Raw genomic sequence first — 22529 nt, 5'->3', positions numbered from 1 at the left:
GAAGTGAAACCGGAGAACCCATGGCAAACCTCCATCCGTTTGCCATCTTGAATCAGAAAAACACCGTTCCGGAAAGCCCCTATATGAGTCCCACTCACAGAGACTTGGTATTAGGTTCGATTTCCGAATGTATCCGGCGGGCTCCCAAGCTCAAGTACCATTTGCCCGGTAGATTGCGGTCAAGATTCCGCAGCTTCGTGATCTGGCTTCCATCGAGGCGATGCCGCGTCCGAATCGAGTCATCCAGCAATTCATAATTCCGAATCGCCGAGAGATTCGTCCAATCGATGCGGACGAAAATTTACCGCGGAGCGCTCGAATTCCTGACACTATATCGTCGCTCAATAAGCGCCCTATGGGCTGCGGTGCCCGTTATCGCAGCAACATCAAACTTGCACTTATCCGTGAAACGCTATCGGCGTCACCGCACCGAGACCAAAATTTGCAGCGGCGCTCAATTCTTAGACGCGACGGCAGGATCGACATCCCCTTGCCAACTCAAACAATTTCCTAATCGCACTCTTCATTCCGAGCTTCGTGATTAGATTGACCGCGGCAGCGCGTCCGATATCCCTGCATTTGTACATCGAACCGAATGCCCTATAGGATCGCTCGATCTTCTTGAGCTCGGCATTCATTTTGTCGAATTGGTTGGAGATTCCATGCTTTTTCGTCCCTGACTTGCACAACAACTGGACGAATTTGCTTGATTGAATGGTAACAAGCCCCGCGGACCCCACTAGATTCTCCAGCGTACCTTCCGAAAAATGCAAGAAATGCGCATTCTGGAAATACGCAAGGAGATTCGATTGATAATTCGATCGCACGATGTGAATGGATGGTACTTCAATGTAGATCATTCCCTCCTTCGAAAGCATCGACTTTAATTTTTCGAGCGCGCGCCTCGGATTGATCAAATGTTCCAGAACATGGGACAATATGATCAGATCGAATTCATTGCTCGTTGCCATGCCGTCAATATCTTGGCAGGCAATCGAAATACCGCGTGTTCTGCCGTATTTGATATATCGGGTGTCGAGATCGCATCCCTCTACCTCGAATCCGCGGTCCTGAAAAAACTTCAGAATCCCACCGGACCCGCACCCAACCTCCAGAACCCTGCCACCCTTGCTGACGTCGTTGGTCAAAAAATCGTATATCCGGCGCGACTTTGCATACTGGATGGAAAACAGTTCGGATGGAGATACTTCTCCATATATGTCTCGGTAGTATTCGCTGTAAAGCAGGTCCAGGTCTTCATTCGAATAGTACATTCGCTGCTGGAGGTTCCCGCAATCTCGGCAGAGCCCGGTCGGATAATAAAAGCCGTAACGGTCGACCTCTGCGACGTCCAGGAATGAGCCGCTTCCGCAGATCGCGCATGACTTCTCTACGAGTTCACCCACGCTTCTTACGAATTGTTCCTTCCTGTTTCGTGCGAAGGCCGAGAGGTGGACAGATGGTTCGTCTCGGTAGAATAGTCGTTGTGACAGCATTGGCTACCTAATGAAGAAGATGTGGCTTGAAGCAATCGGCAGAAACTAGGCGGAACCGAAACGGAAACCACGGTGCAAGGGCATCCGTGTGGATCGCTGTCCGATTACCCAGGCAAGGACGAGCAGCATCACCATGGACACCAGTGACCCGATCGCCGCACCCGTCGCGCCCAAAAATGGAACTAGCCAATATGTTATCGCAAGCTTGAGCACCAAGCAGGTCGGCGTTATGACGCTCAATAGATAAGTCTTCTTCTCATAAAATATATAGACGGACACAATGACATATAGACTGTTGAAGAGAGCCGCGCATACCAGCCATGGTATGAAGGTCGTCGCACTCTGAAACTCAGCACCCACCAGCCACGGCATCGCTAGCTCGGCGACGAAGATGATTGAAACCGCAGCTGCCGTCAGCGCGCCAAAGCATATGTAAGTCGCGTGGACGATATTTCGGGCGCTGACGTCCGACCCGTCCTTCAATTTCTGAAAGACCCAGGGCACCCAGGCAAATCCGATCGCATTGCCGAACAGAAGCATGAAACCGGCAATATGCTGCGCCACCACATAGGCCCCCATCTCGCCAGCCCCAAGCAGGTCAACGAGGATAAACCTATCTGAATAGATCATTCCCAGGGCAGCCAAGGTATGCGGCAACGCCGGAACGCTGAACTTCAGGGAATCCCTGATGAATTCGATCCTGGGCAAGGTGATTGAGCCATAGGATGTGCCCATCCAGACCATCGCGATCAGACCCCAGATGATCGATGCCGCGATGATCGCGCTTGCCCGTCCCTGCCAGCCGCCAGCGGCAACAACGACGAGGAAAAGCGATAGCGCGAGATTGAACGCCACTTGACTGAATTGGAACCCGCAAAAGGATATTGGACGCCGCTCAGCCCGCAGCACAGTCGACACGAAAACCGTCTGGCACCCAAAAAAGGCCGCCACCACACTCATCAAGATCCAGATCGTCGGAACCCCGGAAACTGCGCTCATCGTGTCCTGAAAAAAAAGAACAATGAGCAACACGCCGATTAGCCCGGCGATCGAGACCCCGGTGCACGACGACAGGTACTGAGCCAAGGTTCGCCGATCGCTATCGACATGGAAACGGATAATCGCACCGTGAAGGCTGAAACCAATGAACGGAACCGCTAACGCAATCAGTCCCTGCACGATCGCCACCCGACCATAATCGGCAGGGGACAGATAGCGGGTCAGGATCGGCAACAGAATCAGCGGCACCGCTGCCACAGCAAACGTGCCAGCGACATAGATCGCTGCGTCGCGGGACGTCTTCTTCGCCGCCAGCGACTGCAGGAATGTCAAGGCACGGTAGAGCGGCGGCTCTTGGGTTGCGATCACAGCGATCCCGTTTCAATTGGCAGCGGTCCGGCCGCCCCACCGAAGGTGCGAGTCCGGGACCACATATATCCCGCGACAATGGTCTACATTCCGTTAACCAAATTTCCACAACCGCGATGATATAGCTCCGGCAACGGCAATTCGCCACGTGCAACGCCAACGGTGAGAAAGATGAAAGCCCCAAAGGTCATCGCGGAAATAGGCTGTAATCACAAAGGGGAAATGGATATCGCCCGGGACATGATCGGCATTATTGCCACGTTCGGCAAAGCCGACGTCGCCAAGTTCCAGAAGCGATCTCCGCGGGAGATTCTTTCACCTCAACAATGCGCCGCGCCACACCCCAATCCCGCCAATTCCTATGGCGCGACGTACGGCGAACATCGCGAGTTCTTGGAATTCTCTCTCGACCAGCACAAGGAACTGAAGGATTGCTGCGAAGGTTTCGGGATCGATTACTCAACATCGGTGTGGGACCTGACTTCGGCCAAGGAGATAGCCTCGATCGAGCCGAGGCTGATCAAGGTCGGCTCGGCTTCGAACTTGCATTTCGAGATGCTGGGCTATCTATGCGACAATTTCGGCGGCGAGATCCATCTTTCGGTCGGAATGACCTCGCGGGACGAAGAAGAGCAAATTGTTGCGTTTTTCGAAAATCGAAACCGGGCGCGCGACCTCGTCATCTATTCCTGCACGTCCGGGTACCCGGTAGAATTTGGCGATATCTGCTTGCGCGAAATTTCCCGCCTCCGTGACGCCTACGGCGACCGCGCAAAGGCTATCGGGTTTTCCGGCCATCATCTTGGAATTTCCGCTGATGTCGCAGCCATGACGCTTGGTGCCGAATGGATCGAAAGGCATTTCACCCTCGACCGGACATGGAAGGGGACCGACCATGCGGCGTCGCTCGAGCCGGACGGATTGCGCCGGCTGGTACGCGACCTGAGCGCGGTGGCCAAGGCCCTGGAGTTCAAGCCGACGGAGATTCTCGATGTCGAACAGCCGCAACGCGCCAAATTGAAGTGGAGCACGGCCGAGGTCGCGCCGCTCATGGCAGTTGGTGCGAACTAGCGAAGTCACATGGAATTGCACCGAAAGGCCGAGATGGAGCCAATTGCGATCATACCCGCACGCGGCGGGTCGACTGGAATACCGCGGAAGAACCTCCAACAGATCGGTGGCGAGAGCCTTCTTGGCCACACCGTGAGAGCGGCCCGCAGGGCCAGCTCCGTCGGGCGGGTCTTCGTCACCACTGACGATGCGGAAATCGCCGATGCCGCGGCGGACGCAGGCGCCGAGGTGATACAACGCCCCGCCGCATTTGCGTCGGACACCGCCAGCTCCGAAGGCGCCCTTCTGCACGCACTGGATTGCATCGAACGAAACGGCCCGGCGATGGCGGACACCACTGTCTTTCTCCAGTGCACGTCGCCATTCACCACGCCCCTGCAAATCGACGGTGCCGTCGATTTGATGCGTCGAGAATCGGCGGATTGCGTGTTCAGCGCGGCCCCATTTCATGGCTTTGTCTGGCGAAACGGGGAAACCGATGGAGTCCATGGCATCAATCATGATTTCCATGTTCGCCAGCGCCGCCAGGATCGTCCCATGGAGTATCTCGAGACGGGTGCGATTTACGCGTTTTCAACCAAGGGCTTTAGGCAATGGAAGCATCGCTTCTTCGGTAAAGTGCTGCCCTACGTGGTTCCGCCGTCGCATGCGCTAGAAATCGATACGCCAATGGACCTCGAGCTGGCGCGTCGTCTTGCTGAGCCGGTCATTGGATATGAACGGCTGGTCGCATTGCTCCAGGCACGACAGTACCGGGCGTTGGTGATGGACTTCGACGGCGTGTTGACGAACAACAAAGTAATGGTCGACGAATCCGGCCGCGAAAGCGTCATCTGCGATCGCGGCGACGGCATGGGCCTCGCCCACGCGCGGGCCCTCGGGATTCGGCTTTGTGTCTTGTCGAAGGAGAAAAATCCGGTTGTAGAAGCTCGCTGTCGGAAGCTTGGAGTGGAATGCTTTCAAGGTATCGACGACAAATACGCCGCGCTCCAGTATTGGGCCGGCTCATACGATCTATCGGTCAATGACATTATCTTCGTCGGTAACGACGTCAACGATATCGACTGTGTAAAGGCGGCCGGTCTCGGTGTCGTCGTCGCGGACGCCCATGCCGCCGCAAAGGGCGTGTGCGATGCCGTCCTCCCGGCACAAGGTGGCGCCGGCGCGATCAGAATACTCTGTGACGCCCTCGAAAGCGCCCGCGACGCGGGGCCCGCCGCTCGATGAGACCATTCGTTGAGCCGCCCTGCAGGCCGCCGCGCGAAATCAATGGACCGAGTGGAGGCACCTTCGAGGTCCATTTCAGGCACCTCTGCGAATTCGAACAAGAGCACCGATTATTCGAACGCCGAATCGAGGGCGTGTATTATTGGCCAGCGCTCCGCCAGCACATTTTCGAAGAAATCCTCGTCCGCAAGGGTATCGTCCAACACTTTCAAAATTCGGCGGTAGGGAAAGCCTGGCCCTGGCCCCGTCTGATCAGGGCCGTGATAAATTGCCTGTGGCGGAATCCATTCCTGGGCTGGAGAAATGCCGACACCTTGATCATGAAATGGGGCCGGACACGGTTCGATAACGGGCATCGCACCGAAGTGCTTGGTGCGCATATTTTGTCCGAGTTGGGTCGAGACAATTGTATGACGCTCGATCTCTCCGGAGTCATTTCGGATCGCTTTGGAATGGCGAGGAGTACCGACGCCATCACGATTCTGGCAAGGTTATGGTGTCTATTCAGGCCTGGCAAACTCCAAGCGACAGAGATCGAATTCTTGTCTGATCTAGAGGCGAGAATCCAAGATCGATTCGAGGTTCGATTACCTCTTGTCGATATGGTGGCCACTCGTCTCGGGCAATTCAACGCACGTCGGCGCCTGTACAAGTCGTTGATGCGTCAACGCGAGACCAAGCGCCTCTTCGTTGTCGTCGCCTACGGTCACGCCGATCTCATCGCGGCGGCCCAGGAACTGGACATTCCCACAATCGAAATGCAACACGGCATCATTCACAAATCCCACCCGGGTTATTCCTTCCCGCCCGGTGTGCCGGTACCGTACCGCCCCGACTTCCTGCTGCTCTTCGGACCGGCCTGGCGAACGCAGCTGGACCCAAGCGGCGCGAAACAGGCCATTGTCTATGGCGCCCCACATGTCGCGGCCCGAATCATCGCCCTGCGTACGACCCCTAAGTCGGATCGCATTGTCTTCATTTCCCAACCTTCGATTGCCAGCCAGCTCATTAAGATCGCCATTGATGCGGCTCGACTCATGCCGGATCGCGACATCGTGTATCGACTGCATCCCGGCGATGACCAGGCGGAGATAGAGCGCATCGCCAAACCCAAGGGTGCCCCGGACGTCCACCGGCTCACCATTAGTGGCAACGACAATTCGTTCGAAACGCTGGAACTGCAGGCAAGTGCCGCGCATCAGGTGGGCGTCTATTCAACCGCCTTGTACGAAGGCCTCGATCTGGGATGCACGACGATGATCGCCGCCCTACCGGGCAGCGACGTGGTGCGAGATCTCGTCGACAGCGGCCGAGCGCTGCGAATTCGAACAGCCGCGGATATCAAATCAGTTGTCGAAGGAGGTCGCCGGACGGTGGTTGATTCGGCCGGCGACCATTTCGTGACACCCTCACGGCCGCTTGCCACAATCGTCGCGCGCCTGGAGGCTGCTTGGGGCTTGGGCCAAGCGACCGAACAACAGCGGCATAATGCACTGATTTCGAAACCTGACACTGATTGGCCGCTTCTCGAAACCATGACCGTTGAGAGGCCGCAAAAGGCGATATCGCCTTGAGCACCAATCCGATGGCGCGACGCTTTCCATCGCCAAGCCCACCCGCTCGGTCGCCGATGTGGCCGCGCACTACGGGGGACGCCTGACTTATTTCAAATTGGGCAAAAGCAATCCGAAAATCAGCGCCTCCAGTAAACCGCTGATTAAGGATATGTGGCGATAATTCCCACGACTACAGAGCACACAGCAATCCACCTCTCGGACGTGCACTGTGCCCTGCCGTTTCGATCGTGGACCCGGATGACCGATTTGAACGCCACCTTCGTACACACACGGGAACTCCCCCGGCGCGCAACGGCGTTGACAAAAACGTCGCTGCTCGGTATCGCGCGGGCTGTCGACGCGGTCGCCGTCGTCTTACCGGGCATTTCGATTTATGCGCTCTATGTCCTACCTGGCGAGAATGAAATCAGCAGCCGATACGCGGTCGCTTTCTTTGTCACGGTCATCGTCGCACTCCTCAATCTTCAATGGTTCGGCACCTATCGCAAGTCATTCATACTCGGTCGGAACTTCGCAATTGGCAGATTGATCGGGGCGCTCGCCATGACAGCGGCGGGTCTCCTGGTGCTCGCCTTCGCCCTCAAGATCACCGGGTTCTACTCGCGCGTATGGGCGACGTCCTGGCTAACCGGCGCAATCGCGTCATTGATCATCGGCCGCATCATTTTCCGGGCCTGGATTACCGACCGCGCCCAAGCAGGCCGGTTCGCCATTCGGACCGCCATCGTTGGGGTCGGAGAACGGGCCGCCGGCTTGGTTCGGCAGTTCGGTAGCGAATGTGGTGATTCGATCAGTATCCTGGGCTTTGTCGACGATCGCCGGGATGCAACCGCGTCCGGCGGTCAGGCTGGGTACGGGAGCAGAGACACACTCGGTGGACTCACAGGCCTCGTCGCCATGATTCGCGATGGGGCGATCGACCAGGTCATCGTCGCCATTCCGTGGCACGAACACCAGCGCCTGCGCACGGTCATCAACAGGCTCGCCGAGACACCGGTCGATATTCGGTTGGCGCCCGAAAATCTTGCTCCCGAATTTCGCGGCCGATCCTACGTCGATGTCGCCGGCCTGCCCATGCTCGGTGTCCTCGACCGACCCATATCGGGGTGGGACTACATTCTGAAGGCGTTGGAGGATCGCGTGCTAGGGTCGCTGATTCTCTTGGCGATTTCCCCAATACTCGGTCTGATCGCGCTCGCCATAAGATTGGACTCGCCGGGCCCTGTGCTGTTCCGCCAAATTCGGTACGGCTATAACAACAGGCCAATCGAGGTCCTAAAATTTCGGTCGATGTATAGCCACCTGGAGGACCGCGCGGCTGAAGTCCTTACGACCCGGGACGACCCCCGCGTCACTCCGGTCGGGAAATTCCTCAGGAAGTGGAGCTTGGACGAGTTGCCGCAGTTCATCAACGTGGTGCGCGGCGACATGTCCATCGTCGGCCCCCGGCCACACGGATTGGCCGCCAAGGCCGCCGGCCGCCGTTACGAGGAGGTGGCCAATCATTATGCGGCACGTCACAAGGTCAAACCCGGAATCACCGGCTGGGCTCAAGTCAACGGGTGGCGCGGCGAAACGGACACGGTCGAGAAAATTGAAAAGAGGGTCGAGTACGATCTCGACTACATCAAGAATTGGTCGATTTGGTTCGATCTATATATCGCCGCGAAGACCATCCTGGTCGTTTTCGACAATCGCGAAACCTACTAGAACTCGCGGAACCGTTTCCCCACATTCAGTCGCCAACGGGAAATTGAGCGCTCAGCCGGTATCGGCTGCCGGGGTGCAGCAAACGCGCATAGGCCGCAACGTGCCGCCCGGACCAAGTGCGCCGGTGCAGCAGTAGGCACGGCTCTTCCCTCGACATCGATAGCAGTTTTTGGGTCAAAGGATTGGGCGGTGTCGCCTCGACCACATGTTCGACGGCGAGCAGCGGCGCCACCCGCATCAAATACTCATTGGGCGTGGTCTCGGTGAAATCGATATCGAGATAGTCCGGGGCGATAGCCGGATTGACAAACCTATCCTCGAGTTGCACCGGCTCTCGGTTCTCGAAATGGACAATGATGGAATGAAATACCCGTGCGCCAGGCTCGAGCTCGAGCAGATAGGCGATCCTATCCGTCACCGTCTCGGTGCCGACGGTGTATGGCTCCGCATGATAGGAATGGCCGCGTTCACGGATCTCATCGGCGATATTCCGTATCTCCAGGAAAGTCGATTGCGCCTTGTTGCTTTCGACGAAGGTGCCAAGCCCCTGAACGCGCCGTATTACGCCCTCGACCGATAATTCTCGCAGGGCGCGATTGACCGTCATCCGGCTGGCTCCGAGCCGGCGCACCAGTTCGTTTTCCGACGGCACGCGATCCCCTTCGACCCATTCTCCGGACGCGACATGACTGGAGATATAGTCTTTGACCTGCTGATAGAGCGGCACCGGCCGCGCGGTTGTCATGTCTCCTGCTCCCGCGCCAGGCCAAGATAGGCGTCGATCATCCCGGGATCGGCGCGCGCCTCGGCGACGCCGCCCTGCCATACCGGGCGACCCGATTCCAGAACGCATATCGTGTCCGCGACCTCGAGCGCACGTTGGGTGCTTTGCTCGACGAGCAATACCGTGAGGCCGGACTGCTTGAGGCGCGAGATCGCCGAATAGCAGATATCGACAACTTTCGGCATCAGCCCAAGCGAGACTTCGTCGATCATCAGAAATCGCGGATGGGCCATCAACGCACGGCCGATCGCTAGCATTTGCTGTTCGCCACCGGACATCGAACCGGCATATTGGGTCGATCGCTCGGCCAGCCTTGGAAACAGGCCAAATACCATATCGCGCGTGGCGGTCGTCTCCGCAGCCGGCCTGCTATAACCCCCGACGATCAGATTTTCGGCTACCGTGAGGTCGGGGAACAGGCGCCGCCCCTCCGGTGCCAGGGCAATTCCCTTCCGCACGCGGTCACGGGCCGCAAGCGTGGAAATATCCTCGCCATCGAATTTTATGACACCGCCCTGAAGCTCGACGTGACCGGCGATGGTCATGATGGTCGAAGACTTCCCTGCCCCGTTCGCGCCGACAAGAGCGAAAATCGAGCCCTCGGCAACCTCGAAGCTAAGATCGTGCACCGCCTGGAACGGCCCGTAGCCGCAGCTCATCGATTCAAGCCGCAGCATCGCTTGCCTCCACGCCAAGATATGCCGCCCTTACGTGACCATCGGCCATCACCGCTTCGGGCCGTCCGTCGCCAATCTTGCGGCCGTTGTCGAGAACGACGAGACGGCTGCAAATTCGAAGCACTTCTCCCAAATTGTGTTCGATCAGAACCACGGATAGTCCCCCGCCGTTCAGCTTTACGATCGTGTCTGCAAGGCGCGCCGCCTCGATGCTATTGAGTCCGGCGAGCGGCTCGTCGAGCAGCAGAACCGTCGGTTCGAGCGCCAAAGCGCGCGCGACTTCGAGGCGCTTCAAATAGCCCAGTGGCAGCGAAGACGGCATTGCCTGCGCCGTATCCCCGATCCCGACCAGGTCGAGCAGTTCACGAGCGCGAGCGCGCTGCGAAGAACGGTCCGTGAACAGGAGCGCACGTAGCGGATCGGCGGTCTTCATGTGGCCCGCCGTCAAGGCGACGTTGTCGAGCACGGTCATTTGACGAAACGGCCGTACGATCTGCTGCGACAATCCCAGGCCGCGTCGCACGCGGACATGGATCGGCAAACGGGAGATATCGACGCCGTTCAGGCAAACCTCACCGTTTTGAGGCCGGACAACGCCCGTAATCGACCTCAGCATGGTCGTCTTGCCGGCCCCATTCGGACCAATTAGTCCAAGCAATTCACCCTGTTCGAGCTGAAACGACACATTGTCAATCGCCGTCACACCGCCGAACCGGACGGTCACCCCGCGAATTTCAAGGAGCGCCGTCACGCCGGCGCCCTCTTGGATACCCGAGAGAGCAGGCGACGAGTCCAGCCGGCCAAACCATCGGGGCTGAAACGCATGACGGCAAACAACAGTCCTCCATAGAGCAGCAGTTTGTAGTCGGAGATGAAGGCAACTGATAACGGTAGCGCCGTCAGCACCGCGGCGGCGATCGCGACGCCCCAGACCGAGCCGATGCCGCCGACCACGACCATCGCCAAAACGGTGATCGATTCGACAAAACCGAAACTGTCTGGATCGATGAAACGGACGTTGTGGGCGTAAAGGGCACCCGCAACACCGGCCAGCGAGGTCCCCATGGCGAAGGCGGTAAGCTTGTAGCGGGCGACATCTATGCCCACCACGCGAGCCGTGTCTTCGTCATCCGCGATAGAATCGAATGCGTATCCCATCCACGATTTCTTTAGGTAGATACTGAAAACCGCAATCAACGCAGCCACGACCAGCACCAAGATCATGAACTCGAGCTTGTCCAAGCCGGTACCAGGAATGCCTCCGATCCCCATTTCGCCGCCAAGAAAATCCTGTTTGCGAACGACTCCAATAAACAGAAAACCCACGCCCATGGTGGTAATCGCCAAGAAATCATGACGTACGCGCAAGCTCGCAAACCCGACAATCACGCCAAGCAGTCCAGCCGCCAGCGCAGCCGCGACGATCGCCAACGCGAAGGGCAATCCGTTGGTCGTCAGCATCGCCGCGCAGTAGGCGCCGGTACCATAAAAAGCGGCATGTCCGAGGCTGATTTGGCCGCAGAAGCCAGTGATAAGATTGAGGCTCAATGCGAAAACTACGCTGATCCCCATGGCGGTGAGTAGGCTGATCTCGTAGGCCATGAGTTACCGCCTACCGAACAGGCCCTGGGGCCGAATCATGAGCACAACGATCAAGAAGGCGAAGGCGATGGCATCGCGATCCAGTATGGAACCAAGATAGATCGTTCCGAAGGACTCGATGACACCGAGCGCAATCGATGCGATCAACGTGCCTTTGACATTGCCGAGACCGCCCAGGACGATGATCGCCAACGCCTTATAACTCGGGACGCTGCCCATCGTCGGCTCGACCAAATTGTTGAGAAGGGCGACCATGACGCCGGCGGCGGCGGCCAAGGCCGTGCCCAGGAAGAAATTCAGATACCGTACTTTGATGATATTGACGCCAAACGATTCGGCCATCTGCGGATCGGTTACCGTGGCGCGCCAGGCAATCCCAACTCGGGTTCGACTCGACAAAACCGCCAATACCGTGACCATGACGAACGCCCCCACGATCGTCACGACTTCGGCGCTACGGAGGCTCAATCCGGCGAAACCGATCGATCCCTGCAGCGGTGGGTTTGTATAGGAAAGGCCATACGGCCCAAAAGTTAGGCGATAGATTTCCTCCATCGCAATGAACAGGCCTATCGACGCGATCAACGCGACATAGGGCGGTTGATCGAGGATCGGCTGGTAGGCGAGGCGATAGATCGCCATTCCGATCGCGCCCACGACGATCATCGCCACGAACACCGCGAGCCCCAAACTGCCCGTCTGATTGGTAATCAGGACACCAAAGTAGCCGCCGAGCGTGAACAATCCAGCGTGTGCAACGTGGAGAATTCGGAGCAAGCCATAGACCAGCGTCAGCCCGACGGCGATCAGCGCATAGATACTGCCCTGCACCAAGCCCTGTATGAACAGATCTACATAGAGCATTCGAGACGATCCTCGCTCGGCAGATCGTTCCCCACGAAAAGCGCTCGCAAGGTCATATGAATCGACGTCCCGGAGACCCGCTCCGGGACGTCGCAACAATCAAGCGGACGGCTCAGCTTTCGGGGGGCGCCAACAATTCGGCGTCACTGATTACCGAGTAACGATGCCAAGCGCCGTCCTTGACGACCTGGACCTGAACATCTTTCCGCACCTCTCCCAATTCGTTGAAAGAGATATTCCCGGTCGAGGCATCAACCGATGCGCTGGCAATGGCATCGCGCAAGGCTTTCGGATCGTCGCTACCGGCCTTTGCCAGTGCCGCCGCCGCGACCTTGACCGCGGTGTGACCGGACGCAGCAACCATGTCCGCCTTGAAACCCGCCTTTTTCTCGAATTCCTCGATGAAAGACTTGGTCTCTGGCGCATCGGAATCGCGGTCGAGCGAGGTCGTGATGATAACGCCCTCGGCATCGGGACCGGCAATCTCGATGAACTTCTCCGAGTCGTAACCTTCTTGGCCAACTACCAGTGCGGTCACGCCGCCATCCCGCAATTGCTTCACCAGCGGGCCGGCCGTGAAGAAATAGCCCGACGCATAGATGGCGTCCGGATTATCAGCCTTGACGCTGGCGACGATGGGCCCAAATTGCCGGTCCTTGATGCCGTATTCGTACTCGTTGACGATATTGATTCCGTAGTCGGCTGCCTTCTCCTTGAAACCCGTGGCCAAGGATTTTCCGAAGTCGTTGTTGAGCGTAATAAGAACAACGTTCTTTTTCCCAATGTCCTCGCCGATCAGCTTGGCGCCGGCCCGACCCTGGACCTCGCCGACGAACGAGGTTCGAAACACATAGTCGCCGGCGCGGGTGATGTCCGGATGAACCGCGAAGGCCGAAATATAGGGCTTGCCTGCAGACTGGTAGATCCCGGCCGCCGCACGGGTGGCGCCGGAATAACTTCCCGAGATGCCGAGAACCACGCCGTCGTCCTCAATCAGCTTGGTGACGACGGGAACCGCCTGTTTTGGGTTCGCCTGGTCGTCCTCGACGACCAGCTCAAGCATCGTGCCGTTGACTCCGCCCGCCGCATTTATTTGTTCGACCGCAAGTTCGGCCCCGGTCAGCGCCGACTTGCCGTCGGCAGCGGCAAAACCGGTCAATGGCACGTTGATGCCGATCTTGTAGGCATCCGCCGCCAATGCCGGCACCGCCAGGACAACACCCGCCATCGCGATGGCTGCTATTCTTCCAAGAGACGTTCTCATTTTGTGACCTCCCCGAAAACATGATGCCTCGAGCGGCCCGGCCTTATGCGGCTTACGTCGCTCAAGTTGTATAGACAAGTAAATCAACGTCGCCTGGGGAGTCAAGTCCTTGTTGACCGCCAGCCAGCCTTCACGCCACAAGTTACGGATGACACCAGATCTTTTCGCACTGCATCGCGGCCACAGGCCGTTGCTCATGAGTCTGCCCCATAGCGGTACCTTTATTCCCCCTGGCATCGCGAACCGCATGACCGCCGCTGGGCATCTTGTCGCCGATACCGATTGGCATCTCCCAAGCCTTTACGATTTCGCCGTTGACCTGGGCATTAGCGTCATCGAGGCCAACTATTCCCGCTACGTCATCGATCTCAACCGTTCGCCCGACAATCGCCCGTTTTATGCGGGCGCCAACAATACCGAGCTCGTGCCGACGACAACGTTCGCGAACGAGCCCATTTATACCGACGACACCGCGCCGGGCAGCACCGAAATCGCCGAACGCCGTACGACATATTGGGCCCTCTATCATGATCGAATCGAGGCTGAACTCGCCGCCATACGAGACCGCCACAGCGTTGCAGTTCTATTCGACTCCCATTCTATCCGGTCACAGGTGCCGCGGTTCTTCGACGGCACGCTGCCCGATTTCAACCTCGGCACGGCAGAAAAGCGGAGCTGCGATTCCGCGCTCCGGGACCGGCTCGATCATGTGCTTCGCACCGCACCGACATATACGTTGGCGGTCGATGGCCGGTTCAAGGGCGGCTACATCACCCGCCACTATGGTCGCCCGACCGAGCGGCTGCACGCCTTTCAGCTCGAGCTCTCGCAGGCAACCTATATGGATGAAGATCCGCCGTTCGCCTACCGACAAGACCTGGCGCGGAATGTGCAGCCGGCCTTGCGGGCCATGGTCGAGGCCGCCGCCGCGTGGGCCGAAGCGATTCGGATCCTATGACGCTATCGGTCGGCGAATTTTCCGCTCCGCACCAGGGCGCCCCATGCGGGTGAACGCGCCGCCAGATCCCAGATGAACGCGGCCAAAAGAACGACCAGGGCCCAATTCAAGACCTCGGCCAAGACCCAAATCACTATGTAGGCGAAATCGCCTATCACATCCCCTATCGCCTGTAGGTTGTAGAAAACCGCGCTCGACCAGAGCGAGAACGCCAGCAGAACCAGGATTGTCCATCCTATCTTCTTGGTCTGGCGGTTATCGTCGTTGTCCACCCCGCCGAGGGCCGTCAGCAAGGCGGGAACGCACAGAACCAGGAATATCGCACGATAGCTGAAATTCCGGCCGGTAAAGAAGCAGAAGCAGATAATGACGCAACCGAGCAGAAACAGAGTCATCTCGGTCTTGCTCGCCTTGATGCAGAAACCCGATCTGCGCAACCATTTGAATGACCGGAAAGACAACCAGATCCCGGCCAACGGCAACAGTAGGCGGACGATGTCGTACCACAGGCCGCGACGATCCGGTTCCCAACCAAAAACAAGATGCCACATAGCGGCAATCGACTTGGCTAGGCCACGGGTGGTGAATTCGATCGGATGAGATGTCCACGGCATGTTGCCGAAAACGGTCCATATCTCCGACCCGTACAAGCCGATATAGATGGCGACGCCGATGGCAGATATCGCCGTCACGGCGAAAAAAACCTTGGTTCTTTCGCGCAATGCCAGGCCCAACGCGAAGAATGGAAAGAACTTGAGCAGGCCGCAAAAAAACAGCACGACATAGCCAAGAAGCCGTCCCACGAGACCCATTGAAAGCAAGCCGGCCGCGGCCAACACCAACAGGAAGATCACAATATCCACGTTGGCGCGTTCGGCGGCGAACATGATGGCCGGCGCGACGACGATCAGGGCACAGTACAATGCCTGGCCGAGATCCATTGGCCGCAGTAAGGCGACGATACCGAACAGGAAAACACTCGACGTCAGAGCACCGGCCCATACCGTGTCCGCGGTCGATAAACCGGTGCCCATCAAAATCAGCCAGCCATGCCCATAATTGTAGATACGATTGGCGATATCGCAGGGATTGGTCGTGAATACATCGATACCTTGCCGAGCGCATTCCAACCAAGACAATGGACCGACAATATCGAGAAACAGGGTTTCGAACGCGGGTACACCGAGATGCCGCGCCGCTTCCTGATAAAAACCGCCATTCCAGGCCAGCACCATCAACGCTAGGTAGGCCAGCAAGAGCGCCAACAGCCCGATCTGGTAGCCGATCGGGCGCTGCGGCCGGTTCGACGTTTCGGTTTCCTGGTAAATCATGCTGCGCGAACCTCAACGATCACCGTCTCATGCCGGACCAACCCCACAGGCGGATGTCGGCCGGCCCATTGGCAGCGGAATGCATCGAGTACACCGTGCCCGATTCATCGGTTTGTTTTCCAATTGTAAAATCCGGATATTATGCTCAGCGATCGACGGCCGCTACCGTACCGATGACCAGCCGGATTGGGAATTGAGAATGACCGACCAAATTGGGGACTCCATCGGGACTTTTGACTACATCATCGTCGGCGCCGGCTCGGCCGGATGCGTGCTGGCCAACCGGCTTTCCGCCGATCCGAGCGTTTCGGTCCTGCTCCTCGAAGCGGGCGGCAAAGACAACTATTTATGGATCCATATCCCCATCGGCTACCTCTATACGCTGAACAATCCCAAGACCGATTGGTGTTTCATGACCGAGCCCGAGGCCGGCCTCAACGGCCGTGCCCTCAACTACGCCAGAGGCAAGACGTTGGGCGGGTGTTCATCGATAAACGGCATGATCTATATGCGCGGGCAGGCACGCGATTACGATCAATGGCGGCAAATGGGCAATATCGGGTGGGGTTGGGACGATATCCTTCCTTATTTCCGGCGTTCCGAGGATTATCGACCCGGCGGTGACGATTTCCACGGCGAAGGCGGCGAATGGCGCGTGGAGAACATGTCTCTGTCGTGGGAAATCCTAGACGCCTTTCGCGCTGCAGCGGCGGAGACCGGCATTCCCCTGACGAACGACTTCAATCGCGGCAACAACGAGGGCTGCGGCTATTTCCAGGTCAATCAGAAACAGGGGGTTCGTTGGAACACATCAAAGGCCTTCTTGCGCCCGGTCATGAACCGCCAAAACCTAAAGGTGCTTACCAAGGCGCAATCAACGAGAATCAATTTCGAAGGCCGCCGCGCAATTGGCATTGAATTTCTGCATGGCGACGCCCGCAAGACGGCCAACGTTAGCGGCGAGCTCATATTGGCGACCGGGTCGATTGGCTCGCCGCAACTGCTTCAGCTCTCAGGCGTCGGCCCCGCGGACCTTCTCGGCGCCCACGGCATTACGGTGCGACACCACCTTGCCGGCGTTGGCAGTAATCTTCAGGACCACCTTCAAATACGGACCGTGTTCAAGGTCAAGAACACCGTGACCCTCAACGAACGCGCCAATAGTGCCGTGGGACGCCTCGCGATGGGTCTCGAATATTGTCTATTTCGCCGCGGGCCCTTGACCATGGCGCCGAGCCAATTGGGGTGCTTCACTAAGAGCGATCCGAGCCTCGAAACCCCCGACCTCGAATATCACGTCCAACCCCTTAGCACGGACAAACTCGGCTCCGAATTACACCGCTTTCCGGCGTTCACCGCCTCAGTCTGCAACCTCAGGCCGGCAAGTCGAGGATCGGTCTCGATAAAATCGCCCGATCCACTCGCCCCTCCCTCCATTCGGCCCAATTATCTCTCCGATCAGGTCGACCGCAGGGTCGCCGCCAATGCGATTCGGCTGACACGTCGAATATGTGATGCCATTGCATTGGCACCTTTCGAGCCCGAGGAATTCCGGCCCGGGGTCGAACACCAGAGCGATGAAGAACTGGCGACGGCGGCAGGAACGATTGGTACGACGATCTTCCACCCGGTCGGGACCTGCAAGATGGGGCGGGACGACCGCGCGGTCGTGGACGACCGGCTGCGCGTCCACGGCATTCAGGGCTTACGCGTGGTTGATGCCTCGATCATGCCGACCATCACCTCGGGCAATACAAACTCGCCGACGATCATGATCGCGGAGAAAGCGGCGGACATGATCCACCAAGACGCAAAGCTTGGATCAACTTCGGCGGCATAGGGTCGCAGTGACCGACTCCGGGCTAGGCATGTTCCGAACGCGTTGCGAAGTTGCCCGGACAAGTCCGCGATCGGCCAAATCGGTGCGCGCGACCTGCCTTCCACAGTTCGGCCCCATCGGCCAACGTTACAATTTCGTCTAACCCTCCGCGCGCTGCGGCGAGGAACGTTTCAGCTCCCAGTCGATGGCAGTCTGCACGATTGCCGACAAATCGTCGAACCGCGGTCGCCAGCCGAAGGACCGCATTCTGGACGCATCGGCGACCAATATCGGCGGATCACCGGCCCGCCGCGGCGCGCCTCGCCACTCGACTTTTCGGCCGAGTGTCTTTTCGACCGCGCGTATCACCTCACGGACCGAGAACCCATGCCCATAGCCGCAATTCACGATCAACGATTCCTCGCTGCCGGCCAATCGGTCGAGAATCAGCATGTGTGCGTCGGCTAGGTCGCTGACATGAATGTAGTCGCGGATGCAGGTCCCGTCCGGCGTGTCGTAGTCCTCGCCGAATATCTCTAAGAATTGTCGCGTTCCGGCCGCGACTTCGCCCGCGACCTTGAGCAAATGTCCGACATGCGTCGCGTACTCCCCGCTTCGTCCTCGCGGATCCGCACCCGCAACATTGAAATATCTTAGCGCCGCGTATCGCAGGCCGTGAGCTGAAGCGGCATCGGCCAGCATCCACTCGGTCATCAGCTTGGAGCGGCCGTAGGGATTTATCGGACGCGGTGGCGCATCTTCCCTTACCGGCACCTTATCGAGCATCCCGTATACGGCGGCGGTCGACGAAAACACGAAGTCGCGTATGCGCGCCTTAACACAACTATCGATCAGCGTTCGACTGGCGACGGTGTTGTTGCGATAATAGACCAGCGGCGTGGTCATCGATTCGGCGACCGAAATATTGGCCGCGAAATGCATCACCGCGCTCACCCGGTGATCGCCGAGAGCGTCTCCAATCAAAGCCGCATCCCCAACATCGCCGACAATTAGTGGCACGCCGGAGGGGATCAAATCCTTCGATCCGTTGGAGAGATCATCGACGACGACGACCGGCCGCCCGGCGTCCTGCAAAGCCAATACGACATGGCTGCCGATATAGCCGGCACCTCCGGTTACCAATATCGTGCCGTCAGCGCCCACCACCCAGGTCCCTTATAGCTTCTTGAAGAAAACCGGCGCCGGCCGGCTTTCACGATTGTCATTGAAGCGTCAGGGGACGATCCGGAGTGGAATCGACCCAACGCAACCGAGCGGTCTAGCTGCCCGCCTCTACGGCCTGAAACACCTGACCTGAGAATCGGTCGAGGCGAGATCGCTTCTCGTCGTCGCTGAGGCCGCCCATCGAATTGACGACCGGACAATAGGCCGTGACAAAGTAATTGACGAGTTCGGCATCGGTTACGGCGGGATAGGTCCGCCGCATTTCGGTCACGATCTCGCCCATGCGGTTGGCCACATCACCCGTTGAAAGAAGCTCCGACAGTTCTTCGATCCGCTGTTGAGATTCGCGCAACACGTGCTGATTAGGCTGCACCTCCGCGACCGGGCATTCGAGTGCGAGAGCGGCCCCGTCCGGTACCGATCCGCCAATAACGATCATCGCCGTGCAAGCAAGTCCCAACCAAATCCGTTTGCCGATTTCACCTCGTCGCCGGGCGGCCAAAATCTGCAAAATGGAAGTCGCCACCCCTGTCGCGGCGCCTTGGCGGTCCGTGGCAAATGACCTATTCGCTCGTCGAGATCTGATGATCATAAACCTCACCTTCATCGCGGCTCCAAAGGGTGCAGTCTGGCATAGCGCATTGTTGTTTCCAAGCCGCACGCGACCGATAGCTGAGCCGGAATCTCTCGATACCGGCCCTCAATCGCCGGATGTTTGATTTGACTAGGCCGATGGTTGTAACCTTTCCTGGCTTAATCCAGGAACGCCTTAGGCATCGGAATGGCGAAATCTGGTTCTCGTTCGATCACCGCCCCGGCGCCAAGTATGGTTTTCTCTTCGAAATGGCGTCCAACGATTTGCACACCCATCGGCAAGCCGGTCGAGTGAAGGCCCGCGGGCATGCTCACGGCCGGATGTCCCGACATATTGAAGAACGTCGTGTATCGCGTCAGCCCGTTCCCGACCGCCTCGGTCAGGCCGTCCGTCTCGACTTCCGTTGTTCCGATCATTGGTGCGACAAATGGTGTCGTTGGCGTTACGATGATATCCGCCGTTTCGAAAACCAGGTTGGTCGACTCCCGAAATTGCTGCACGAACCGCCTGGCACGAACGTAGTGCTCGGCCAGAATGAACTGCCCAGCCGCAAGCCCGGCAAGGAGATCTTCGCCATAGGCGTCGCGGCCGGTTTCAAGGTAACGGCTATGGTAGGAAAGCGCCTCGGATAGCTGGATCGTCAACGACACGGTCCTGGCATGGTCCATCGCAGGCAGTTCGATTTCGATGCAAGTGGCGCCGGCTTTCTCCAGTGTCGCCAGCGCGCGATCCGTTGCGTCCAGGATCTCGGGATCTGCCCGTTCGTAAAAAAAACGCCGTGGCACGCCAACCTTCAGTCCCGCGACATCCGCCCGCGGGGTGCCAATCGAATCCTCATTCGCCACATCTACGCTACCGGAATCCCGTGGGTCGAATCCGGATAGAATTTCGAGCAACAATGCGCTGTCTTCGATGGTGCGGGTCAGCAAGCCGACATGGTCCAGCGTCCAGGCGAAAGGAATGATTCCGTAAGTGCTGATCCGCCCCAGCGTCGGCTTTAGTCCGACGAGGCCACAGAGCGCGGCCGGCACGCGGACCGAGCCGCCGGTATCGGTACCGATCGCGGCGGGAACCAGACCGGCAGCAACGGCCGCCGCCGAACCGCTGCTCGAGCCTCCGGCCAAGCGTTCGCGATCAAATGGGTTTGGCGGGGTCCCGTAAATCGCGTTCTCGCCCATCGCTCCATAGGCAAACTCATGGAGGTTATTCTTGCCGATCAATATCGCGCCGGCCGCCGTCATCCGCTCAACCACGGTCGCGTCCGCTTCGGGCATCCAATCGGCGAGCACCGCGGAACCCGCCGTCGTTGGCGCCCCCCGCGCCTGAATCATGTCTTTGCAGGCGAAAGGAATACCCCATAGCGGACCGGATGATGCCGCGTCCTCGGCCCGGGCGGCCGCGGCCAGGGCCGGCCGGCCCATAACCGTGATGAACGCGTGCAGACCGGCATCGTATTTATCGATGCGATCGAGGAAATACTGTGTCAATGAGACCGGCGAAACCGCACCATTGGCCATCAACCGGGCGATATCGGACACCGGCAGGAATGCCAATTCGCTGCCGGGCATGACTAGCTCTTCGGCGAGTGAGGCAAGCCGGCCGGACGCGTGTCGCCGAGATCTACCCGGCTCAGATCGGCCAATTCATCCAGGAGTTCCTGAAATCCGATGATGACGCCGTGGGCCGGTGCGACCAACTCATCGAGCGCCTCGCCATCCCATTCGCGGCCCGCGAGCTGCTCCGAGACGCGCTTCAGCGTTCGTCTTTCGATTCGCTTCATGACCGCCTCACCTCATTCTTTAGGCGACGGTTAAGTCGCGAGGATAGTCGGTGAGATAATCGAAACCGCTCTCCGTCACCACGATTGAATCGCCAATACGGGCGCCGAAGTCCCCCGGTACATTTATGCCGCCGTCGACGGCCATGGTCATGCCCGGCATCAGGATCGTCCGGTCGCCGGCCTTCAGTTGGGGATTCTCAAGAAAGGAATACCCAACTCCGCGCCCCGTCCGGTAGCCCGCGCTGAATCCAGCGGATCGATAGACTTCCTCGGCGGCGGCATGGACCTCTTCCGCAATCGCTCCCGGGCGAATTTGGGCCAGTGCGGTCTGCTGGGCAGCCAATGCCAGTTCGTAGATTCTCGCCTGCTCATCGGTAACCTCACTCACGAAAAACGAGCGGTCGAAGCCGAGCTTGAATTGCTTGAAATTGGCGATACCACAAAAGCAAAAATAGACCGGGTCACCGCGGACCAGGCGCTTAACTGTCGATCGGCGGTGAACCATGCAAGTATGTTGGCCGGATTGCATGATCTGAAGGTTGTAGATCATCGGCGAAGCCAGGTGGTCTTCGCCCACGGCTTCCAGCAACTCAGCGCCTTTGCGCGATCCCGCATTGATGACAGCCAATGCCATCTCATATTCCGGGACCCCTTCGCCGATGGCCTCCTGTCCGGCGCGAGCCATTGCCGCCGCGACTTGCCCAGCTTGCCGCATGACCGCGATATCTTCCGCGCTCTTGACGATTCGCATCTCGCCGATGATAGATGCCGCGTCGACCAACGCCGCTTCGGATACGAGCTTGCCTAGGGTTTCCATGACGCGAGAATGTGTCTTATAGCGCTCAACCGCCACCGAGCGCGTCGGCCGGGCCTCGAGAATATCGGCAAGGTGGCGCATCCACTCGCCATCCACACCATCCATCCATTCCCGCACGTCTGCGATCGAAGTCATGTTGCGGGCCATTTCCGCTTCCATGGCCGGCGTGATCAAGACCGGATTTCCGGTAGCCGGCACGACGATCAAAGTGGCGCGATCGAATTCCATTCCCAGATAACCCCAGTATCCCGACAGGTAATAGATCGTGTCGGCGTCATAGACGACGAAGGAATCGTGGCCCGCCGCCCTCATCCGTTCCTGCAGATCGGCCACACGTTGTTGGTAAATGTCCGCCATTCGATTAGCTCCCCCCGACATTCTGGGAACTTGTGACCGAGCCCCGC

The 22529-nt window shown here is 58.5% G+C and carries 21 protein-coding genes; 6 read left to right on the top strand and 15 right to left on the bottom strand.

The annotated features are described in order from the left end of the window. Positions 1–461: 461 nt before the first annotated feature. Together GY791_07620 and GY791_07615 are read right to left on the bottom strand one after the other, a co-directional pair. On the bottom strand, positions 462–1406 hold the full coding sequence (locus GY791_07620; GenBank protein MCP4328289.1) for a class I SAM-dependent methyltransferase: 945 nt from the start codon (positions 1404–1406) through the stop codon (positions 462–464). Between the two features lie 135 nt (positions 1407–1541). Beyond that, positions 1542–2864 (bottom strand): oligosaccharide flippase family protein, encoded by a 1323-nt coding sequence (locus tag GY791_07615; GenBank protein ID MCP4328288.1) that lies wholly within the window; start codon positions 2862–2864, stop codon positions 1542–1544. 171 nt (positions 2865–3035) lie between these two features. Between GY791_07615 and GY791_07610 the strand changes: the two genes are divergently transcribed. After that, positions 3036–3935, top strand: coding sequence for an N-acetylneuraminate synthase (locus GY791_07610; protein ID MCP4328287.1), 900 nt, complete (start codon positions 3036–3038; stop codon positions 3933–3935). A gap of 9 nt (positions 3936–3944) precedes the next feature. Next, positions 3945–5162 (top strand): acylneuraminate cytidylyltransferase, encoded by a 1218-nt coding sequence (locus GY791_07605; protein ID MCP4328286.1) that lies wholly within the window; start codon positions 3945–3947, stop codon positions 5160–5162. Positions 5163–5272: 110 nt separating this feature from the next. Here the strand turns inward: GY791_07605 and GY791_07600 are convergent, their stop codons facing one another. Then, on the bottom strand, positions 5273–5542 hold the full coding sequence (locus tag GY791_07600; GenBank protein MCP4328285.1) for a hypothetical protein: 270 nt from the start codon (positions 5540–5542) through the stop codon (positions 5273–5275). A gap of 30 nt (positions 5543–5572) precedes the next feature. On the opposite strand from GY791_07600, the gene GY791_07595 reads away from it, so the two are divergent. Beyond that, positions 5573–6736, top strand: a complete 1164-nt coding sequence (locus tag GY791_07595) for a hypothetical protein (GenBank protein MCP4328284.1) — start codon at positions 5573–5575, stop codon at positions 6734–6736. A gap of 240 nt (positions 6737–6976) precedes the next feature. Next, positions 6977–8449 (top strand): undecaprenyl-phosphate glucose phosphotransferase, encoded by a 1473-nt coding sequence (locus tag GY791_07590; protein ID MCP4328283.1) that lies wholly within the window; start codon positions 6977–6979, stop codon positions 8447–8449. 25 nt (positions 8450–8474) lie between these two features. Here the strand turns inward: GY791_07590 and hutC are convergent, their stop codons facing one another. From hutC to GY791_07560, 6 genes are all read right to left on the bottom strand, one after another. Beyond that, positions 8475–9194 carry a histidine utilization repressor gene (gene hutC, locus GY791_07585; protein ID MCP4328282.1) on the bottom strand — a complete coding sequence of 240 codons (720 nt, stop codon included), beginning with the start codon at positions 9192–9194 and terminating at the stop codon, positions 8475–8477. Further along, positions 9191–9910 carry an ABC transporter ATP-binding protein gene (locus tag GY791_07580; GenBank protein MCP4328281.1) on the bottom strand — a complete coding sequence of 240 codons (720 nt, stop codon included), beginning with the start codon at positions 9908–9910 and terminating at the stop codon, positions 9191–9193. Before GY791_07580 ends, hutC begins: the two co-directional genes overlap by 4 nt. After that, entirely contained in the window at positions 9897–10661 is a 765-nt protein-coding gene (locus tag GY791_07575) for an ABC transporter ATP-binding protein (GenBank protein MCP4328280.1), read from the bottom strand. The genes GY791_07580 and GY791_07575 overlap by 14 nt, the downstream gene beginning before the upstream one ends. Beyond that, positions 10658–11482, bottom strand: a complete 825-nt coding sequence (locus GY791_07570; GenBank protein ID MCP4328279.1) for a branched-chain amino acid ABC transporter permease — start codon at positions 11480–11482, stop codon at positions 10658–10660. The genes GY791_07575 and GY791_07570 overlap by 4 nt, the downstream gene beginning before the upstream one ends. A gap of 33 nt (positions 11483–11515) precedes the next feature. Then, positions 11516–12376, bottom strand: coding sequence for a branched-chain amino acid ABC transporter permease (locus tag GY791_07565; GenBank protein ID MCP4328278.1), 861 nt, complete (start codon positions 12374–12376; stop codon positions 11516–11518). 112 nt (positions 12377–12488) lie between these two features. Next, entirely contained in the window at positions 12489–13640 is a 1152-nt protein-coding gene (locus GY791_07560; protein MCP4328277.1) for an ABC transporter substrate-binding protein, read from the bottom strand. A gap of 148 nt (positions 13641–13788) precedes the next feature. Here GY791_07560 and hutG point away from each other — a divergent pair, with 148 nt between their 5' ends. Then, positions 13789–14598, top strand: coding sequence for an N-formylglutamate deformylase (gene hutG / locus GY791_07555; GenBank protein ID MCP4328276.1), 810 nt, complete (start codon positions 13789–13791; stop codon positions 14596–14598). 2 nt (positions 14599–14600) lie between these two features. On the opposite strand, the gene GY791_07550 is transcribed toward hutG, so the two are convergent. Further along, complete coding sequence (locus GY791_07550; GenBank protein ID MCP4328275.1) at positions 14601–15929, bottom strand: hypothetical protein; 1329 nt, start codon at positions 15927–15929, stop codon at positions 14601–14603. Between the two features lie 199 nt (positions 15930–16128). Between GY791_07550 and GY791_07545 the strand changes: the two genes are divergently transcribed. Continuing rightward, complete coding sequence (locus GY791_07545; GenBank protein ID MCP4328274.1) at positions 16129–17769, top strand: choline dehydrogenase; 1641 nt, start codon at positions 16129–16131, stop codon at positions 17767–17769. Between the two features lie 138 nt (positions 17770–17907). Here GY791_07545 and galE read toward each other — a convergent pair whose 3' ends face one another. From galE to GY791_07520, 5 genes are all read right to left on the bottom strand, one after another. After that, positions 17908–18894 carry a UDP-glucose 4-epimerase GalE gene (galE, locus tag GY791_07540; GenBank protein ID MCP4328273.1) on the bottom strand — a complete coding sequence of 329 codons (987 nt, stop codon included), beginning with the start codon at positions 18892–18894 and terminating at the stop codon, positions 17908–17910. 133 nt (positions 18895–19027) lie between these two features. Further along, on the bottom strand, positions 19028–19444 hold the full coding sequence (locus GY791_07535) for a hypothetical protein (GenBank protein ID MCP4328272.1): 417 nt from the start codon (positions 19442–19444) through the stop codon (positions 19028–19030). Positions 19445–19686: 242 nt separating this feature from the next. Further along, on the bottom strand, positions 19687–21096 hold the full coding sequence (gene gatA / locus GY791_07530) for an Asp-tRNA(Asn)/Glu-tRNA(Gln) amidotransferase subunit GatA (GenBank protein ID MCP4328271.1): 1410 nt from the start codon (positions 21094–21096) through the stop codon (positions 19687–19689). Between the two features lie 2 nt (positions 21097–21098). After that, the gene (locus tag GY791_07525; protein MCP4328270.1) at positions 21099–21308 is read right to left on the bottom strand and encodes a hypothetical protein; all 210 of its coding nucleotides are present in this window, start codon (positions 21306–21308) and stop codon (positions 21099–21101) included. 19 nt (positions 21309–21327) lie between these two features. Beyond that, positions 21328–22482 (bottom strand): aminopeptidase P family protein, encoded by a 1155-nt coding sequence (locus GY791_07520; GenBank protein ID MCP4328269.1) that lies wholly within the window; start codon positions 22480–22482, stop codon positions 21328–21330. Positions 22483–22529: the final 47 nt, after the last annotated feature.

It is taken from the genome of Alphaproteobacteria bacterium, from assembly GCA_024244705.1.
Lineage (GTDB): Bacteria > Pseudomonadota > Alphaproteobacteria > JAAEOK01 > JAAEOK01 > JAAEOK01.
This window is presented reverse-complemented; position numbering and strand designations above follow the sequence as displayed.

Bases quoted from the DNA above. Each gene is read 5' to 3' on its own strand.
- hutG (MCP4328276.1), top strand. From the start codon at position 13,789: ATGACACCAGATCTTTTCGCACTGCATCGCGGCCACAGGCCGTTGCTC.
- GY791_07560 (MCP4328277.1), bottom strand. From the start codon at position 13,640: ATGAGAACGTCTCTTGGAAGAATAGCAGCCATCGCGATGGCGGGTGTT.
- GY791_07545 (MCP4328274.1), top strand. From the start codon at position 16,129: ATGACCGACCAAATTGGGGACTCCATCGGGACTTTTGACTACATCATC.
- GY791_07520 (MCP4328269.1), bottom strand. From the start codon at position 22,482: ATGGCGGACATTTACCAACAACGTGTGGCCGATCTGCAGGAACGGATG.
- GY791_07570 (MCP4328279.1), bottom strand. From the start codon at position 11,482: ATGGGGATCAGCGTAGTTTTCGCATTGAGCCTCAATCTTATCACTGGC.
- GY791_07600 (MCP4328285.1), bottom strand. From the start codon at position 5,542: ATGCGCACCAAGCACTTCGGTGCGATGCCCGTTATCGAACCGTGTCCG.
- GY791_07605 (MCP4328286.1), top strand. From the start codon at position 3,945: ATGGAATTGCACCGAAAGGCCGAGATGGAGCCAATTGCGATCATACCC.
- GY791_07580 (MCP4328281.1), bottom strand. From the start codon at position 9,910: ATGCTGCGGCTTGAATCGATGAGCTGCGGCTACGGGCCGTTCCAGGCG.
- gatA (MCP4328271.1), bottom strand. From the start codon at position 21,096: ATGCCCGGCAGCGAATTGGCATTCCTGCCGGTGTCCGATATCGCCCGG.
- GY791_07525 (MCP4328270.1), bottom strand. From the start codon at position 21,308: ATGAAGCGAATCGAAAGACGAACGCTGAAGCGCGTCTCGGAGCAGCTC.
- hutC (MCP4328282.1), bottom strand. From the start codon at position 9,194: ATGACAACCGCGCGGCCGGTGCCGCTCTATCAGCAGGTCAAAGACTAT.
- GY791_07550 (MCP4328275.1), bottom strand. From the start codon at position 15,929: ATGATTTACCAGGAAACCGAAACGTCGAACCGGCCGCAGCGCCCGATC.
- GY791_07590 (MCP4328283.1), top strand. From the start codon at position 6,977: ATGACCGATTTGAACGCCACCTTCGTACACACACGGGAACTCCCCCGG.
- GY791_07610 (MCP4328287.1), top strand. From the start codon at position 3,036: ATGAAAGCCCCAAAGGTCATCGCGGAAATAGGCTGTAATCACAAAGGG.
- GY791_07565 (MCP4328278.1), bottom strand. From the start codon at position 12,376: ATGCTCTATGTAGATCTGTTCATACAGGGCTTGGTGCAGGGCAGTATC.
- GY791_07595 (MCP4328284.1), top strand. From the start codon at position 5,573: ATGACGCTCGATCTCTCCGGAGTCATTTCGGATCGCTTTGGAATGGCG.